Source organism: Paenibacillus donghaensis (assembly GCF_002192415.1).
Lineage (GTDB): Bacteria > Bacillota > Bacilli > Paenibacillales > Paenibacillaceae > Paenibacillus_AQ > Paenibacillus_AQ donghaensis.
Genome location: NZ_CP021780.1, coordinates 4,051,908 through 4,067,958, shown reverse-complemented (window position 1 = coordinate 4,067,958; position 16,051 = coordinate 4,051,908). Strand labels below are relative to the sequence as shown.

Sequence of the window (16,051 nt, the reverse complement as noted above, 5' to 3'; positions counted from 1 at the left end):
TTCTGTTTTATCAAGAAAGGAGAAAATATGAAAAATATTGAAATTGAGCTAACAGATCCCCAAGAACAGTTTTTAAAACTGTTTGCTGAAAAGCAATATCCAGGGGCAAAGGATAATGTATGCACCAGTAATGCTATTCACGCAGTACAAACATATCGACCAGAATATATTCCATATCATCAAGATCAAGTTGAATATTATGATGGGTTACCTCTGAAATTTACAACGGATTATGACTATGAGCATTGGTATGATTCTGAAGAAGAATTGGTTCAAGAATGGTTTGAACGAAGAGAAGAGAATCCACCATTTGAAATCAAGCCCTATAGAGAGATGGAGTATGAGACATTTGAAGCAAATGATGATGAAATATTTGTTATGAACTATGATGATTATTTTAAAGTGTATGGTATTGAGTGGTATGCTGCTACATGGATTAAGGATGATTATGAACCAGTTGCATTCTTCTTTATTCTAGATGAAGCTAAGAGATACATAGAATATCAAAGACATAATCTAACTAAGCCAAGAACTTATACATATTCAAGTGGATATTCAAACTATGGAGATTTTAATCATTTTAGAGACTTGCTGTTGAGCATGGGGCAGAAATTGAATAAGGAGGAGAGTATCGTTGTACAAAGTAAAAGTGTCTAAGGAAATTGCAGATGCACTAGATAAAATGCCAATAGACAATTGGAATAAGCAATTCAACTTAATATCTCATTGCAAAGGATTTTCTGGTAATGGTATTTGCATGAGTACAAATTACAAAGACGAATTTAAGATCCTTAATGAATTGCAGCCATTGGACTTTGCTAGATGTCTGATTGTTGGTTATGAAGTTACGTAAAGGAGGGATTTAATGGACGTAGGTCATGGATGTTACATATCTGATAAGTGGATACCAATAGGATTACCAACAGGTATTTATGATGTTGAAGGGAATCACCTGGAGACATCTAATAAGGTGAGATTGAACGGTTGTGGATCTAAATACGCTTTTGTTGGCAAAAGTATGCAAGATAAATTTGGACTGTATTTTGGAAGTGAACACGGTTCAGTTCTATGGTATTTGGACGAAGAGACGATTCAGAAACATAAGGTAAGATTGTGTGAAGAATGAAACCGTTTAAAACCCTCATTTTATTTAGAAATATAAAATAAAAATACATATTATTGAAGGGGATTTATATGAAGATTGTTGGATTGAGAATTGAAAAGTATATTGGAGAGTCCGTATCGGGACATAATTGTGATTTTGAATATGTTGATACAGAATTTGAAAGACATGTATTATTTGGAATCCTAGAAGATAAAAGAAAAGTTAAAATCACTTTATGGGAAGAGCAAGGGGAATGTGGTTCTGGATGGTGCTCCGCTTCGTGGGGAAAGGTTGAAGTAGAAGAAATTGAAAAATTTGAAGGCTATACATACACAACTAAAGAGCAAATATACATCGATGACATTTTACCAGAGTCTTACAACAGTGAATATATCAATAATAAAGTTTTCGAGGTTTCGTATGATGGTGGAGATAGTTACTATCCGTGTGGCGACTATACCGTTAATATGGATTTATTTACTCAGACAATCAGACATAAAGAAAAGAGACCAGTTTGGGTGTTCAAGGGTAGTTCAAACAGAGGAAAAAGCTTCATTGCTTCGCATCTTGTGGGGTTGACAGTATATGAAACGGATAGCAACGCGAACATTCCTTTTATTACAGAAGATATTGTTGTCTTGGGAAATAAATACACTCACCAATTACAAGATATCGAGGCTAACATATTCGGAGATTATGAATTGCATGTTGTTGATTTTTATTAATACATAGGAATATAAAACGATACTAAAGGAGATGGGCGAAAATGGAAAAGATCGAAAAGGGATATCTCGGGTTTTCAGAAGGTATGTTTCAAGGTATGGGCAGAGACCATTCAAATATCGAGAAGTATAAAGAGGTTGACTGGGAAACAGTTAAAGATTATATCGAAAAAAATAAAGAAAATATTAAATCTGTCGTAGTTGGCCTTTGCAGAAGACTGGGCGTATACATCCGGTGAAGTATGGAACATGAAGAATGGATACATTAAACAGGATAATGTAGACGTTTGTTCTAGCAGCAGTTGGGCAACACCATCGATGGAAATTACATATTTAAATGATGAAGACGAGATGTTTGAATCTTGGAAATACGGAAGCAATTCTAGTAGTTATTTTGAGTTTTAACAATAGGTTCAATGTAAAAGTAAAAATACATAATAAGAGGAGAAATCAAATGAAAACATTCGAAGAAATTATCAATCAACAACCAATATTCCTACATGATTGGAGCAATATGGAAGAAGTGTTTGGTAGTTTTGAGTCATGGGAAACACAAGATCATGCACTAAGCAATCACAAAGAGGAAGCCGTACTATTTGCCTCGTATGGAAACGACAATTATTCTGGTGCTGCTTGGGTTCTATTCTTAAAAGATGGGAAACTATATGAAGTAAATGGGTCACATTGCTCTTGCTACGGATTAGAAGACCAATGGAGTCCAGAAGAGGTCATGTTGGAAGAACTGGAACATCGACTCGTAAATGGTGAATTTGGCGAAGATGATTATTCTGATAATAATTTTAAGAAGGAAGTATGCGAATTTCTAGGAGTTGAGTTCAAAAAGAACAAAGAAGAGTATTATTGAGGATTTTAAAAATACATAGTTAAAAACCCTTATAGAATAAGGCTTTTTTAGACCATATTTCCTCACGAAAGAGGTATTTCATCGTGTCGTCAAAATTGAAGTATAAATATAAAATTGGAGGAATTTTAATGGATTTAAATAGGATTTCAAAATTTATAAAAGAATTAGACAAACTGTCAGACGAACACGGTATCTATATTGATCTTAATTATGACAGCGTTGTTGGTCTCAGAGACGAGGATGGAAAAGTTGTTGCCGAACAATTTCAATATTTAAACGGCTTGGGTTATGAGTGCTTTGAAGTGTGATACATAATATCAAATCTTAAGGAGGTGAGAATTTGGCACTAGTAAAATGTCCTATTTGTAGTCAGCGTGAACACAAAGAAAATATGATCCAAGAAGACAAACGATATTACCATGTTGAATATTGTCACGAACGATGGAAACGTGACAAGGAAGCGACTCGAATCGAGAATCAACAATGGGATGATCTATACCAATACATAATCAAACTACACGATATCATAGTTTTACCAACGGGAAATATTACACGGTTGAAGGATTTAAGAGCTGGGTTCGAATTTAAGGATGGGCAGAGAGTTAGAAAGTGGAATACGGGGCCAACGTTTGAACTGATGTTGGAGGCTTATTTGCTGGCAGAAGATAGTATTCGATGGTGCATTGCCAACAAACTGGATGGTTCTAGAGATACGAGAGCAATCAATTATGGAGTTTCTATCATGATCGATAAGTTGAATGAGGCTTTTGCGAGAAAGAAGAGACGTGAGCAGCATACTGAACAGTTTGAGAGAACTAAAATTAGTAGTGAAGATAAGAATATATCCAATGAAATTTTAAAGAATAAACATAATAAGATAGATGAGATGGATATATCAAGTTTTCTATAGGGGGCATTAAATTATTAATTACATAGATGAATTTGTAGCACCATCAAAAATACACGAGTCTCTATTTATTGGCTATCTCTGGAGTACGCCGTCACTATATGAAAAATATAGGAATCATGAGATATCAGAGGATACATTCACTGAACCTATTTGGTGGTATTTCTACTTCATAGGGAATGAGATGTATGCGAATAGTATTAGAAAGTTTGATGATAAGACAGTATATTCGTTTTTAACTTCACGACCCAAAGAAGTAAATCGAAAGTCATATTTCGATTGTTACAATGAATATGGTGGTTATAATTTGATAGATGAGTTATTAGAAGAGTGCGAGAAAGACAAAGGTAATGATGATTACCATTTTTCAGAAATACAAAAGTATGAAAGTTTGAGAAAATTTCAAAGCGAAAGCTTAATTGATACAACAAACAAAGACTTAATTGGAAAATTAACAAGAATGACTCTGAAACAAATGCAATCATTTTTTCAGTTTAAGACTAGTTCAATATTTTCTCACATTAACTGCGGAGAAGTTGTTGAATATGACCTTGGAGATGACCTTGATATTGCAATAGACAAAATGAATCAAGGTGAAGCAATGGGGATTCCATTGCACGATTCGCCAAGACTGAGTAAGAAGATTAAGGGATGGCGCAAAGGCGAACTTATGTATCTTATTTTGAGTTCTGGAGTTGGAAAGTCATCTATAAGTATGGAAAAATTCGTGCTATCGCTCTACGAAAACGAACAAAAAGGAATGATGTTCGTAAATGAAGAGAATATCTGGAAAACAAGAAACCTTGTTTTGGCAACAGTTTCATCTAAAATTTTACATAAGCCGATTAATCGTGAGAAGTTGATTGAGGGAAGTTTTGAACAAAAAACACTTGATAAATTAGATGCAGCGAAAAAATGGATTCAAAAATTTCCGAAAAATCATATCAAGTTTTATGATTTAAAGAAGTATAGAGTCGAGGATGTTATTAGCCGCATTACAATGATGAAACCATTAAATTACAATTATGCCTTGCTTGATACTTTTAAACCTAGCGCCTCTGCTCAAGAATCCGCTAGGTGGGAATCATTTAGCAATGCGGCTCAAAATATTTTTGACTGCATTAAACCCGAAGCAAACAACGTGGGACTGCTTGCAACGGTTCAGTTGAAGATTGGTAAAGAGTATCGCTATCTTGATCTGAGTGCCATAGGGAAGTCCCTAGAGATTGCTGAGGTTGCATCCGTGATACTTATGGGAAGATTACTTTTTGCAGATGAGATGCCAGGGAAAAAAGAAGCTCTCGCTGCATATAACTGGGTCAAGAATGCTCTCAATGGGGTGTGGGAGAAAGAAAAATACGAATTAGATCCAGAAAAAACTTATATGATAATCTTCATCTCTAAGAATCGTTCTGGAGATCTATCAGAGCAAATTATTTATGAAGTGGACTACAGTATCAACAGTTTCAAAGAAGTCGCATACGCACAAATGGGCAAGAAATCTAATTCGATGTTTTAATACATAGCAGTAAATACTCCTATGGGGGAGCTTAAATGAGCAATAATGATTTAAAGTTGATCAAAGAGAAAATATTAACAGATGAAAAAGTTGGAGAATTACTTGAACTGATGGATTGTGAACATGTAGAGAAGAAAAATAATCGCTACGAGGCACAACTTCCCAATAAGTTTGAGTCTCCAAATAAAAGGTCTGTTCAGGTCTACCTAAATGAGAGCATGTCTAGCAGAATCAGAACGCTTGGAGAATCAGATATTGATATATATGGATTGGTCTCATACATAGTATTTGATAAATTTCTTGAAGAAGAAAGACGAAGCAATTTACCTAAGTCTAAGCGGTGGATATGTGAAAAACTGGGGTATACAGAGTTCTTAAATGAATCGTATACCCCATTGCCCACATCAGATCATCTTAAATGGCTTAGAGAGGTCAAAAAACAGAGAAAAAAGAAACGGAATCTTGACCACATAGAGAATCAAATATATGGCGATGATATTTTGAGTCAATTCATCATGGTTCCACATTTACTATACATTAACGAAGGTATTAATTATTTGACACAAATAGAATTCCAAGTTGGATACGATATTAAAAGTCAAAGAATCATTTATCCTATTCACAATAGTTACGGGGATATTGTGTCTATCAAAGGTAGAACAATTTTTGATGATTACGAGGAACGAGATATTTATAAGTTCCTCTATCTTATTAACTTTAACAAGATGGTTGAATTGTATAATTGGCATCGTGCTTTATTTTATATTATTGAGAATAAGGAGGTGCTGATATACGAAGGTGAAAAGAGTACATGGCTGAGTAGTCAATATGGTTTTCGGAATTGTGTAGCTATAAGTGGGGATGATTTAAGTGACTGGCAAGTTAGTATGATTAAAGGTCTTGGAATTGAGATCGATATAATTATAGCTTTAGATAAAGATAAATCAATTGAAGCTGTAAAAAAGCAGGGGGCTAAGTTTGGTAAGACCAGAAATGTATATGCTCTTTGGGATAGGGATGGAATGTTTAGCAATAAAGATAGTCCTACTGATTTAGGGGAAGTGGTGTTTAAGAGGCTATATAGCGAGTACAAATTCAAAATACATAATTAGTGAGGGTATGTAATGGAAAATAAGAGATATACCGAGGAGCAACTTGATGCATTTAACAATCTTTCATGGTGGGACTTATCACATCCCACTCTTAAGTTATTTTTTGACGACTGGAAATCCAGGAATGGACTCACAGATGAGATCTTGGACGAAATGATGGATGAATTATCAAAACGAGATCGAGAAAACGTTGATTTATAAGGGTTTTTTAGAACTAAAAACATTGTAAAATATAGGTTTTATCAAAACATTAAAAGGGAGTGAAATAATGATAATCATTAATGCTTATGGAGAACATGCATTTGGTGGCAGGACACAAGATACATATGTCATTTATCAAGTTGACAGCATTGAAGAATTACAAAAACACATTGATAATAAAGAAATTATTGTCTGTCATGAACCAACAAGATACCACAGATTCAATATTATCGAAGGGGAAAGTTTACAGAAGCGCCTTGTCAACTTAAGTGAATATATGAAGATAAAAGAAGTCGGACTAGATTTATTGAATCTGGCTGAAATAAAAATACTGGAATCTTTCGCCTGTAAGGGTTGCAGAAACAACAATGGAACATTGACTGCTACATTGCGTTGTAGATATGATCCAGGAAGCGATGACAGATGTCTAAATTATGATGAAGAGTTTTCTTTTAAGACGTTGTTCTCAAGAAAAAAGGAGGCATAGATTATGGAACCAGGAAAAGAGTTAGACGGAAAATTTGCCAATTTAATTAACTACATATCGCTCACAACTTGTCTTAATATAGATGGTTCATTTGGTCACATTCCACAATATTCATCAACTTGGGAAGGAATGAGACTTGTTGTGGATGAGATGATTAGTCGTGATTGGTGGCCTCGAATTGAGATGTCGGGTAGAGTCTGGTATTTGGCAAACTTCTGGAATTGTAAAAACAATAAGGAATCAAAAGTTGAAGTACAAGAGACAATGCCATTTGCTATAATTATGGCCGCAATTGATATTTTAGAGAAAGAAAAAACCTTGAATAAATAAGGGTTTTTTGACCAAGATATTATCATTAATAAATATCTCACAAACTAAATTTATAAAGTAAACATATAAATATTAGTTGCAAATTAATAACTAAGAGAATATAATAAGAACAGGACATGAGAAGGGAATGATCGTATTGTCTAAAGCATGTGCAATATCGAAAGAAGGAAAGAAACTTTCTGAAACGGAGGATATGGATGGTGCCACTCACATATTGATAGTGTCTAATCAATATAAGAAGCTAAGAGGATGTAATTTCAACGAAGGTGAACTATATGAGATTGGTCGAAGGTATGGAAACGATATTTTTTCGAACGGTGACATATACATTATGGATGAAGACGGTATTGAGTTTAGTGGATGGGGAGTTATCGACACAGCCTTTTACAAGTAAACATATAAATACATAAACAAAATTATAATAAGGACTGATAACGCGGAGTCAGTGAGAGTTGGCTCCGAAATACACATTAAGGGAGAATGGAAGAGGTGGCTGAATATGCAAATACCAATGGGAGACAATCGCAGAGTTGATTTTTATGGAAATGCAAAAGATGGTGTTTACGTTGAACTGGTAGACGATAATGGGATTACTTTTGTATCAAGAGAAATTGATGAAGACGAGCGTTTGCTTTTGATTGAAACTTTAACACGAGTAGACAATGGAAGGTCAGTTTAAATCTATAAGACTTAGTCAAATTAGAATTTCATAAGGAAGGGGGGGATTATTGTGAGTAAAGAAAAATTCATTGAAGAGCTTGATGAAGCGATTTGGAAAGAGATTATAAAACACACACAAACGAATGAAAAGTATAAGGTTCATACTGACTCAGATTACGAAAAAGGAACAATTAGAATTAAAGTCAGTTCAAAGTGAAATAAAAGTTTTATGGGGTTACAAGTAGACGTGTACTGCACATAGGAGTGAGGGTTGCTATTATGTTGAGACTTTACTACGAAAAACTAAAAACACAATGCTTGAAAATCAGACTTCTATATGAAAAAATCAAAACGTTTGTCAAAGAGTTTCAACTAAAAAGGCTTGTAAAAAAGTTAGAAAAATAAAAAAATGCGTAATGTAGAGATTCTAAATAACGTGAAAGGAGTTGATGAGCTTGATACATGAGAACATAACAAAAGAAATTCTGGATACTGTAAGTATCGGTAATCTCATTAGGGTTAACGATTGGAAGAAGCCGATGCGAGTAATGGGTGTATCGGATAACTACTTCGTGATGATCCGCAACAATTTTGGTAAACTGCGGTACTCAGTGTGTGAAAAGAAGCCTTGGGGTGGCATACGGTACAATCAAATGGTTGGAGGAAAGTTTCATTGCGGTGTAGACAACATGATTTTTGGATGGATTGGGTTTGACTACAAATTTGATGATCAAGAGCAGATTGATAAGTATCTCCAGGCATTTGAAACGGGAGAAATTGAGCTGTCTGTTAGGGGAACCATTCCTGTTTTAAGTTTGCAGATTAAATAGCAATTCGATCCATAACTAACTACTTGAGGAGGACAATATTTTGGAAAATCAATATTTGAAGATCGAATTTTCTTGGGAAAACACAATTGAGAGTGCTGTTCACAAATTATTAGAATATAAGGATAAAGGCATCTTAGCATGTGGTGAATTTAATGGAACCACCCTATATTCAGACACTGTTACGATGGACGGAGCATATAAAGAAATCATCGGTAAGACGAAAGATGAATTTGACGAATCGCAACGAAAATGGAGAGAGGATTCTGAGAAGAGAGAAGCTGAATTCAAAGAAAGTATCCCTTCTCTTATTGGAGAGTGGAAAGTAAGAGGTAGACAAGTGCTAGACCAAGATAAATGGGATTATTGGGATAAGATTGTCCCTGTTAGACTTAACGATCTATACCATGGCATGGAATTGGGATGCTGCTTGGACATTGTCAGAATTTTAAATGAAGATGGTAGCCTCGAAGATGCAAAAAAAGAAATTGAGCGCCAAGGTCACTCAGGTATGTCATTTGGATTGGTGAGGGTGATGGTTAAAGAGTTTTGCGATAGAGGCAATGAGTTTGCTAATTATGTTGGTTAGTAGAGAGTGTTGATGAAAGAATAGTTTCATGAGTTGAAAATACATATGAAAGAGTTGATGGAATGAATATTAATAATTTGGTGAGTGATGCTCATCAGAATGCTATTGATCATGGCTGGTGGGAAAATCCTAAGAGTTTTGGTGAACTAATTTCACTTATGCACAGTGAGCTTTCTGAAGCAATTGAGGATCATCGAAATGGTAAAGAATACGATAATGTATTTTATGTAGATGAAAAACCTTGTGGCATTCCCATCGAGTTTGCTGATGTAATTATTAGGATTTTTGATGCTTGTGGCTATTATAAGATTGATTTAGAATCAGCAATCGAGGAAAAAATGAAGTACAACCTAAGCAGACCGTATAAACATGGAAACAAAAAAATGTAAATATATATCCCAGAAGAAGGGTGAGTTCATTAATGAAAATTGAAGATAAGAACATTACAGGTTTTACAGTAAGATCAACAAATGAAAAAGTAATTATTGAGATGCCTATCAGCAATCTTGTAAGAGGTTTTAATGCAAGCCCAAATAATTGGAACGAAGCAAAAATTCGACGTGGTAAACGGAAAGAGTTTGCTAAGTGGTTAATTGAAAATCTGCTCGATGAGGCAGACACTGAATCAGGTGACAATTTTATCGTGACAATGCTTGACAGTGTATACGAGAGAGCATTTGAAGGTGCTGAAGATGAATTTGTTAAATACAATGACGAATACTAAAGCTCTAAACAAATGATGAGGTGAAATAATGAAGAAAGAAATTTTCTCAAGCTGCTGTGCAATTGGTGGTGGAACTGAAGAGGTTCATGTATTGAAATCAGAGTGTCCAGTTCAAAGAGAATATGGTAGCAGAGAAGTGGAATCGTTGTTTGGTAAAAACAAAGGAGAAAAGAGAGAGGAATGTACTTGTATCTATTCTAGTGAATTCCCTGGAGGAGTAAGAGCTTGCCAAAATTACAAGGGGATCAAAAAGGTTCAAAGAAATAAGAAGACAGAATGGAAAGTGTTCTGCGATGCCATCCAAGAATAGGCGATGAAAACATACTTTGATCAAATTTTAAGGGGGAAAAATGAAATGGCAAAAATCAATACAGATCAGAATTTCTTCAACAGGTTTAGAGCGTTTCAAATTGATATCCAACATCTATCATCCACCTTTCAGAATAGCGATATTGAAATTACTCCAGAAGGTATTCGTTCATGGAATCAGCAAGCCAAAAATCTTCAGAGCATTTTTGACGAAATAATCGATGAAGCCAATGAAAGAATGGGAAGCTAATGGATGAGTTAATGAAAAACTTCATCGACAATGATCTAAGTGGTAGTGCTAGAGAAGCACTAAATGCTGCAATAAGCGCAATTTATTTTGCTGATAATTCAGATTACAAAACCGCACTATATGAAGTCGTAGTAAGTTTGATGGAAGGATTGACACCGGAATACATAAACGATAAATATGTGAGTGAACTGGCTCATTATTTAAATCCTGATTGGACGTAGAGAGGAGATAAACATAAGATGTTTGAAAAATTATATTGTGCTAAGTGCGGAGATGATTTCCTTGTTAGACCGGGAGATGAAGAATGGTTTAAACACGCTTGTTCTCAATGTCTGGACGAAGAATCGCTTAGTCAATGCGAAGAGTGCGGAAGATGTGGAAGGTCGTCCAATATAGATAATTAAGTAAAACTTATCTTTGATCAAATCATGGAGGTGGTAAACAATGAGTGAAATTGATATTTGGTCTTCTGAGTCATTATTACAAAAGAGGATTAGAAAATATAAATTAATCTATTTTTTTAGTAGATCAAAAAAGATAAAAGAAAAAATTACTGACGCCATTAGTCAGATTGAGCGAATGAAAAACGCTGAATTTACAATAAGAGTGAAGTATAGGTACTAAGTAATTAAATATTTGATCTGGAGAGTGATAGATATGAACAGAAAGGTAAATATCAGAATCATCGACAAATTCACTGGACGCGAAAGCAAGAAGCTTACGTATAAATTCATGGCTGCAATGAACAACTACCACAATATTACAATGCCTGAAAAATTCAAAATAACAATTAGATAAAATTTGTATTAAGGAGTGATCGAACCATTGAAATGGAAGCAACGCAAACCTGTTACACCGTTTGATTCATATGATAATACATATTCTAAACTTGCAAAACTAAATGGAATCACTAATATTGATCAATTTCTGAATCCACTCTCTAATGTGATTTGTGATTCATATTTACTTAAAAATATTGATGCATTGGCAAGCCGAATCATTCTGGCTATTCGCAACCGTGAGCCTATTACGATTACTGGCGACCCCGATTAGTTAGGATTACGATGGAGTAACTTCGTTAGTGACTATGTATAAGTATTTATTGAATTTCACTGACGAAGTATATTATGTCTGTAATGAAAGATCTGAAGGTCATTCAATTGAGGGATTGATTGAGCAGATACCCAAACAAACTAAACTTTTGATTGCAGTAGACAGCTCATCAAATGATGTAGAGACTATGAAATTGCTAACATCTAAAGGGATTGACTGTTTAATTATTGATCACCACAGTGTCACTGTTGAAAATCCATATGCGATTTTGGTGAATCCGCAGCAAAATGGTTGCGAGTATCCCAATAAAAATGCTTGTGGTGGACTCTTGGTTTTTAAAGTTTGCCAAGTAATAGACGATTACATGGATACATACTATGCAAATAAACTCGATGACTTGCCAGGATTCTCACTAATGGCTGATATGATGTCGATGATGGAACTAGAAAACAGATATTATGCCAAGCTGTCTCTTAAAAGCCTACGTCATGCAGGACTTAGAACGTTATTTGAGGCTATGAATTTTGACCTCAATAATCTATCTGCAACTGATTTTCTGTACGGTGTAAGCCCTGCTGTAACGGCTGCTACAAGATTTGATAATATTAAGTTAGCAATTGACTTTTTGATGTGCGATACGGATAGTCCTGAGATTAAAGGACTAGCAAAAGAACTTGTCAAGGCAAATGAAAGACGCAAGGAAGTCCAGACAGAAGCGTTAAGAGCGTTGAAGCCATTTGTCGACGAGAATGATAAAGTCGTAATTGTATTTGATCCAACGCTTGGTAAAGGGATGAATGGATTAGTGGGACAGAAATTGTCCAAATCATTTAATAGGCCAGCAATCGTACTTGGCGAAGGTGACAATGAAGATACATACGCAGGAAGTTTTCGGGGACTAGAAGATTTCTCAATGTTAGATTTACTTGATAGCTGTGACAATGTATTTTACACTGGAGGCCATCCCGCAGCAGGAGGACTACAGATCTACAAAACAAATCTCGAATTATTGCGTCAAGAGCTGAATGAGAAGTTAGATAATTTTGAAGCAGACAATTCCATGTATTATGATTTAGAATTTGATGTTGACCAGATTGATGAAAAACTAATTAATTACCTGTCTGAGTTCTATCGTGTCACAGGAAATCATTTTAAAGAGGGCAAATTTCTCATTAAGGGATTATTCATCTCAGACAAGAAACTAATGGGCAAGTCCCTCAACACCGTTAAAATTGACTGTGATACTCTGCAACTTATGAAGTTTAAGACTGATTCAGAGTACTTCGACAGCGTTCCAGTATTCACTGAGATTGAAGCGATTGGAACACTGAATATGAATTATTGGAAGCAATATAAGCCAAAGTTTAAAATCACAAAGACAATGCAGTTATTTATTGAGGATTACAGAGAAAAGATTTAATATTTATAAAATAAACATATATACAAAATAAATAATATAAACTATAATAAAGAGACCAAGGGAGATCAAATACATATGACTAAATTCTACGGAATCGCAACAACTCAAAGTGGAACTAGTAAGGTAATCAAGGACTTTGTATCTACAGATCGACTCGGAGCCGAGAATGAAGCCAAAGTACATTGTAAAAAAGAAGGATTGATTTTCGGTTATATTCTACCTGACAAATCTATGGCAAAGGGAGGCAGCCCTCTCACCAAAAATAAAAAGCAACGAGATTTGAAAGCTGCTAAGAAACGGTGAAACTTATGAATACCTCACAAATTAAGTTTAGTAAGCACTCTTTACAACGCTGCATCGAAAGTGGAGTTAATTGGAGATCTCTCGCAAGAGAGGTTTCCGGTTTAAACTTTACGGGCAAGATTCGTTGGATGACAAAGTATGGAACATTGGTTTTAGAAAAGATTGCCAACGGAACAGTACTCGTAAAAACTTTTATTGCTAAATATAAGTACAAAGGAAAACAGTATCGCAAGGGCTGTTATACATATTAGGTTGAGTGGGTGGAAATATGAAAGACAAAACAATTTACGTTGGTCCAGAAGTTGGATCAGACAGAGATGTAGAATACATTAAAAGGTTGAGTGGTAAGGTTAATCACAAAAAGCCGAGTTTTGCTTCAAGTGATGAGATTGCCGATACTTTGAGGGAATTTGATTTGAGAAAGCATTGATTCTATTGGGCTTTAAGAGGTACATTCCATCGTAAAAGAACTGTTTCATCAGTAACTAAAAATACATATAAAAAAGGATGATTTATTTGAAAGATGGAAAGTATGGTGCTTGGCCTACAACGGAAGAAGAATTAATTAGTTATTTACATGAGCAAGAAAATCAAAGTCATGACTACAATACAATTGCTGAATCACTTGCCAATGTAACGGTTGCAATGTTCAATTATTTTGCTTCAAAGCAAGGTATGACTGGATTTCAATGCGGTTGGTCTGGGATGGAATTTATAAGAAAAACAAAAGGAATTGAAGGACCTTTTGGAATCGTTGATGGCAGCAAACTTCTTTATCCCCAGTATGATTTAATTAATCAGGTGCGTGAATGGATAGAAGATTGGAAACCTGAGGTGGGGAAAGTAGCGAAAGAGAAACTAGAAAATGATGATGGAATGACTAGTCCAAATGTGAGAAAACGATGGGAAGAACTTGCTGCATTAGCAAAATAAAAACCTGATAGAATACAAGTTTGATTTAGAAAGGAGGAATTGAATATTTACGATACAGTGGATTGCCCCTATTGTGGATACGAAAATGACATGTCTCATGCCTTAACTGATGGTTTATCAGACGACAATAAGTTGGATTGGGAATGTCAGAAATGTGACGAAGAGTTTGAAGTGACTGTTGAATTTGAACCTAGTTACAGTGCAGATAAGATTGTTTATCATGAATGCGATAAATGTGGAACAAAAACAAGAAATATATATAAAAGAGGCATGGTGTTTCCTTTTCCAGAATCACTAGAAGGAAAATCATTCTGTAAAAGTTGTTGGGCTGAAGCATATCTTAAAGAATGTGAGAAAGGGTCAAATATAAAGTTATAATCAGATTAATAATGTATAAGAAAGGAAAATATAAAATGAAAAATATTAGAGTGATTAAAAGAGAAGATTACAATTGGTACGAAGTTGGGGAACAATTCCTCGTAAGAGATGAAAATATATACTCATTTATAGGTATCCAAGTTTGGGCTGATGGTCCTGATGTCGTCCAGCATGGGCATTATGAATTTATAGATTAGTCGTGTGACTAATGAAATAATGCTTTTATCTCAAATAAAAGGAGGAATGAACAGTGATCAAAACCAAGAACATTAACAAGGAGCAAAAAGATATTTTGTATCGAGCTTATAATCAGATTGAAGGTGTGTATCAACAACTAAGCGTTGAATATAAAGAGGATGGATATATTGCTGAAGCGCTTGATTGTTTGCTAGAAGCAATCAAACAATAATATATAAAGGGTGTATGAAATGATCAACCTAAATCCAACATTGGAACAGATATATGAACAACTAGATAAGCTATATAAACAACGCAGAGACATTTCAGAAAAAATTGACATGCTTGAAGCCCAGAAAAATCTTAAGTTGTCTGACAAGTATAGAGGTAAATATGTTCTTGATAGGAAAAGAGATTGGAAAGATAGACCTGTGATAAGGTATTAATACTGATGAAAGATATATTTGATACTGAAAGGAATGGGCGGCATGAATGATTATGACTTATTGATTGATGAATTAGGCTCCAAAATCGAAACGAGAACAAGGTTACAACTTCAAATAAATCTATTGATGGCAAATGTTGCGGAATTAGATGATGACATTGAATTGTTGAGAACAAAAATTGATGAAATCGAAGAGTCGGGAGATGATGAGTATTAATGGCTGAAAGAATTGAAGGATACAATGATACAAAAGATTACACTGGATTTGTTTGTAGGCTTGCCTCAACGGAAAATGAGGTATTTCAGAAACTCAATAGGTGGGAGCACCCTTTCCTAACGGCTGGAAATTGCACCCTGAAGGCTTTGTCGTTAAAGAAGATCATCGGAATGAAATGTTGATTCAATTTTATGATGTTGAGACTGATACGGAGATGAATGAAACATTCTGGATTGATTTTGAAGATGCAGTTGAATATTGGGCTTAGGAGAATGATTGATGGGTATAGTTGATCAGATGAAAGAAATACTAAATCTGCTTGAAAAAGCAAGGTTTGATTTGAGCGAATGGATTGCTGTAGATTATCTTAAAAATGAGTATCCAGAATATATCGAAGAAACAACGAAACTGATTTCAGATATTGAGTCGATTCAACATGAGGTTGGTGCTTAGATGAACATAGATGTTATTGAGGCAATAAATTATTTAGAGTTTGCGTAAAAGAGAGATTTCATAGA

35 protein-coding genes and 1 pseudogene are annotated in these 16,051 nt (G+C 34.8%); all 36 read left to right on the top strand.

Annotation, left to right across the window (positions count from 1 at the left end; genetic code table 11):
- Positions 1–27 precede the first annotated feature (27 nt).
- The 36 genes and pseudogenes from B9T62_RS18495 (at position 28) to B9T62_RS39190 (ending at position 15,986) form a co-directional block, all read left to right on the top strand.
- Positions 28–657, top strand: coding sequence for a hypothetical protein (locus tag B9T62_RS18495; RefSeq protein ID WP_087916618.1), 630 nt, complete (start codon positions 28–30; stop codon positions 655–657).
- On the top strand, positions 635–853 hold the full coding sequence (locus B9T62_RS18490; RefSeq protein WP_087916617.1) for a hypothetical protein: 219 nt from the start codon (positions 635–637) through the stop codon (positions 851–853). The genes B9T62_RS18495 and B9T62_RS18490 overlap by 23 nt, the downstream gene beginning before the upstream one ends.
- Positions 854–865: 12 nt before the next feature.
- The gene (locus B9T62_RS18485; protein ID WP_087916616.1) at positions 866–1,126 is read left to right on the top strand and encodes a hypothetical protein; all 261 of its coding nucleotides are present in this window, start codon (positions 866–868) and stop codon (positions 1,124–1,126) included.
- Positions 1,127–1,194: 68 nt separating this feature from the next.
- Positions 1,195–1,830: a hypothetical protein gene (locus tag B9T62_RS18480; protein ID WP_087916615.1), complete on the top strand. Its 636-nt coding sequence runs from the start codon at positions 1,195–1,197 to the stop codon at positions 1,828–1,830.
- A 41-nt stretch (positions 1,831–1,871) separates the two neighbouring features.
- Complete coding sequence (locus B9T62_RS18475) at positions 1,872–2,066, top strand: hypothetical protein (RefSeq protein ID WP_087916614.1); 195 nt, start codon at positions 1,872–1,874, stop codon at positions 2,064–2,066.
- Between the two features lie 215 nt (positions 2,067–2,281).
- Positions 2,282–2,692, top strand: a complete 411-nt coding sequence (locus tag B9T62_RS18470; protein ID WP_087916613.1) for a hypothetical protein — start codon at positions 2,282–2,284, stop codon at positions 2,690–2,692.
- Between the two features lie 83 nt (positions 2,693–2,775).
- Positions 2,776–3,000, top strand: a complete 225-nt coding sequence (locus B9T62_RS18465) for a hypothetical protein (RefSeq protein WP_157793892.1) — start codon at positions 2,776–2,778, stop codon at positions 2,998–3,000.
- Positions 3,001–3,032: 32 nt separating this feature from the next.
- Positions 3,033–3,602, top strand: a complete 570-nt coding sequence (locus B9T62_RS18460) for a hypothetical protein (RefSeq protein ID WP_087916611.1) — start codon at positions 3,033–3,035, stop codon at positions 3,600–3,602.
- Between the two features lie 304 nt (positions 3,603–3,906).
- Complete coding sequence (locus B9T62_RS18455; protein ID WP_245864494.1) at positions 3,907–5,118, top strand: replication protein; 1,212 nt, start codon at positions 3,907–3,909, stop codon at positions 5,116–5,118.
- 35 nt (positions 5,119–5,153) lie between these two features.
- Positions 5,154–6,230, top strand: a complete 1,077-nt coding sequence (locus B9T62_RS18450) for a DNA primase (RefSeq protein WP_087916609.1) — start codon at positions 5,154–5,156, stop codon at positions 6,228–6,230.
- 12 nt (positions 6,231–6,242) lie between these two features.
- Entirely contained in the window at positions 6,243–6,431 is a 189-nt protein-coding gene (locus B9T62_RS18445; RefSeq protein WP_087916608.1) for a hypothetical protein, read from the top strand.
- Between the two features lie 67 nt (positions 6,432–6,498).
- Positions 6,499–6,918, top strand: coding sequence for a hypothetical protein (locus tag B9T62_RS18440; RefSeq protein ID WP_087916607.1), 420 nt, complete (start codon positions 6,499–6,501; stop codon positions 6,916–6,918).
- 3 nt (positions 6,919–6,921) lie between these two features.
- The gene (locus tag B9T62_RS18435) at positions 6,922–7,248 is read left to right on the top strand and encodes a hypothetical protein (RefSeq protein ID WP_087916606.1); all 327 of its coding nucleotides are present in this window, start codon (positions 6,922–6,924) and stop codon (positions 7,246–7,248) included.
- A 127-nt stretch (positions 7,249–7,375) separates the two neighbouring features.
- Positions 7,376–7,642: a hypothetical protein gene (locus tag B9T62_RS18430; RefSeq protein WP_087916605.1), complete on the top strand. Its 267-nt coding sequence runs from the start codon at positions 7,376–7,378 to the stop codon at positions 7,640–7,642.
- A 105-nt stretch (positions 7,643–7,747) separates the two neighbouring features.
- Complete coding sequence (locus tag B9T62_RS18425) at positions 7,748–7,927, top strand: hypothetical protein (RefSeq protein ID WP_087916604.1); 180 nt, start codon at positions 7,748–7,750, stop codon at positions 7,925–7,927.
- 51 nt (positions 7,928–7,978) lie between these two features.
- Positions 7,979–8,125: a hypothetical protein gene (locus B9T62_RS39225; protein ID WP_157793891.1), complete on the top strand. Its 147-nt coding sequence runs from the start codon at positions 7,979–7,981 to the stop codon at positions 8,123–8,125.
- Between the two features lie 238 nt (positions 8,126–8,363).
- Positions 8,364–8,738, top strand: a complete 375-nt coding sequence (locus B9T62_RS18420) for a hypothetical protein (RefSeq protein ID WP_087916603.1) — start codon at positions 8,364–8,366, stop codon at positions 8,736–8,738.
- Positions 8,739–8,778: 40 nt separating this feature from the next.
- Positions 8,779–9,324 carry a hypothetical protein gene (locus B9T62_RS18415; RefSeq protein WP_087916602.1) on the top strand — a complete coding sequence of 182 codons (546 nt, stop codon included), beginning with the start codon at positions 8,779–8,781 and terminating at the stop codon, positions 9,322–9,324.
- 62 nt (positions 9,325–9,386) lie between these two features.
- Positions 9,387–9,713 carry a nucleoside triphosphate pyrophosphohydrolase family protein gene (locus B9T62_RS18410; protein WP_087916601.1) on the top strand — a complete coding sequence of 109 codons (327 nt, stop codon included), beginning with the start codon at positions 9,387–9,389 and terminating at the stop codon, positions 9,711–9,713.
- Positions 9,714–9,745: 32 nt separating this feature from the next.
- Entirely contained in the window at positions 9,746–10,048 is a 303-nt protein-coding gene (locus B9T62_RS18405) for a hypothetical protein (RefSeq protein WP_087916600.1), read from the top strand.
- 28 nt (positions 10,049–10,076) lie between these two features.
- Positions 10,077–10,358: a hypothetical protein gene (locus tag B9T62_RS18400; RefSeq protein ID WP_087916599.1), complete on the top strand. Its 282-nt coding sequence runs from the start codon at positions 10,077–10,079 to the stop codon at positions 10,356–10,358.
- A gap of 45 nt (positions 10,359–10,403) precedes the next feature.
- Positions 10,404–10,607 carry a hypothetical protein gene (locus tag B9T62_RS18395; RefSeq protein ID WP_087916598.1) on the top strand — a complete coding sequence of 68 codons (204 nt, stop codon included), beginning with the start codon at positions 10,404–10,406 and terminating at the stop codon, positions 10,605–10,607.
- Positions 10,607–10,828 (top strand): hypothetical protein, encoded by a 222-nt coding sequence (locus B9T62_RS18390; protein ID WP_087916597.1) that lies wholly within the window; start codon positions 10,607–10,609, stop codon positions 10,826–10,828. The genes B9T62_RS18395 and B9T62_RS18390 overlap by 1 nt, the downstream gene beginning before the upstream one ends.
- 223 nt (positions 10,829–11,051) lie before the next feature.
- Positions 11,052–11,231 carry a hypothetical protein gene (locus B9T62_RS18385; protein ID WP_087916596.1) on the top strand — a complete coding sequence of 60 codons (180 nt, stop codon included), beginning with the start codon at positions 11,052–11,054 and terminating at the stop codon, positions 11,229–11,231.
- Between the two features lie 201 nt (positions 11,232–11,432).
- The gene (locus tag B9T62_RS39220; protein WP_157793890.1) at positions 11,433–11,660 is read left to right on the top strand and encodes a hypothetical protein; all 228 of its coding nucleotides are present in this window, start codon (positions 11,433–11,435) and stop codon (positions 11,658–11,660) included.
- Between the two features lie 16 nt (positions 11,661–11,676).
- Positions 11,677–12,012 (top strand): annotated as a pseudogene (locus B9T62_RS41300) (DHH family phosphoesterase); the annotation flags it as partial.
- A gap of 12 nt (positions 12,013–12,024) precedes the next feature.
- Complete coding sequence (locus B9T62_RS41295) at positions 12,025–13,080, top strand: DHHA1 domain-containing protein (RefSeq protein ID WP_342746194.1); 1,056 nt, start codon at positions 12,025–12,027, stop codon at positions 13,078–13,080.
- 75 nt (positions 13,081–13,155) lie between these two features.
- Entirely contained in the window at positions 13,156–13,383 is a 228-nt protein-coding gene (locus B9T62_RS18375; RefSeq protein WP_087916594.1) for a hypothetical protein, read from the top strand.
- A 268-nt stretch (positions 13,384–13,651) separates the two neighbouring features.
- Complete coding sequence (locus B9T62_RS39215) at positions 13,652–13,813, top strand: hypothetical protein (protein WP_157793889.1); 162 nt, start codon at positions 13,652–13,654, stop codon at positions 13,811–13,813.
- Between the two features lie 86 nt (positions 13,814–13,899).
- Positions 13,900–14,316 carry a hypothetical protein gene (locus B9T62_RS18370; RefSeq protein WP_087916593.1) on the top strand — a complete coding sequence of 139 codons (417 nt, stop codon included), beginning with the start codon at positions 13,900–13,902 and terminating at the stop codon, positions 14,314–14,316.
- A gap of 39 nt (positions 14,317–14,355) precedes the next feature.
- Complete coding sequence (locus B9T62_RS18365) at positions 14,356–14,694, top strand: hypothetical protein (protein WP_087916592.1); 339 nt, start codon at positions 14,356–14,358, stop codon at positions 14,692–14,694.
- 35 nt (positions 14,695–14,729) lie between these two features.
- Positions 14,730–14,891: a hypothetical protein gene (locus tag B9T62_RS39210; protein WP_157793888.1), complete on the top strand. Its 162-nt coding sequence runs from the start codon at positions 14,730–14,732 to the stop codon at positions 14,889–14,891.
- Positions 14,892–14,944: 53 nt separating this feature from the next.
- Positions 14,945–15,103 carry a hypothetical protein gene (locus B9T62_RS39205; RefSeq protein ID WP_157793887.1) on the top strand — a complete coding sequence of 53 codons (159 nt, stop codon included), beginning with the start codon at positions 14,945–14,947 and terminating at the stop codon, positions 15,101–15,103.
- Between the two features lie 256 nt (positions 15,104–15,359).
- A complete protein-coding gene (locus B9T62_RS39200; RefSeq protein ID WP_157793886.1) occupies positions 15,360–15,533 on the top strand; it encodes a hypothetical protein in 174 nt (57 codons plus the stop codon).
- Positions 15,533–15,715 carry a hypothetical protein gene (locus B9T62_RS40020; protein WP_087916590.1) on the top strand — a complete coding sequence of 61 codons (183 nt, stop codon included), beginning with the start codon at positions 15,533–15,535 and terminating at the stop codon, positions 15,713–15,715. The genes B9T62_RS39200 and B9T62_RS40020 overlap by 1 nt, the downstream gene beginning before the upstream one ends.
- Before the next feature lie 97 nt (positions 15,716–15,812).
- Positions 15,813–15,986, top strand: a complete 174-nt coding sequence (locus B9T62_RS39190; protein ID WP_157793884.1) for a hypothetical protein — start codon at positions 15,813–15,815, stop codon at positions 15,984–15,986.
- Positions 15,987–16,051: the final 65 nt, after the last annotated feature.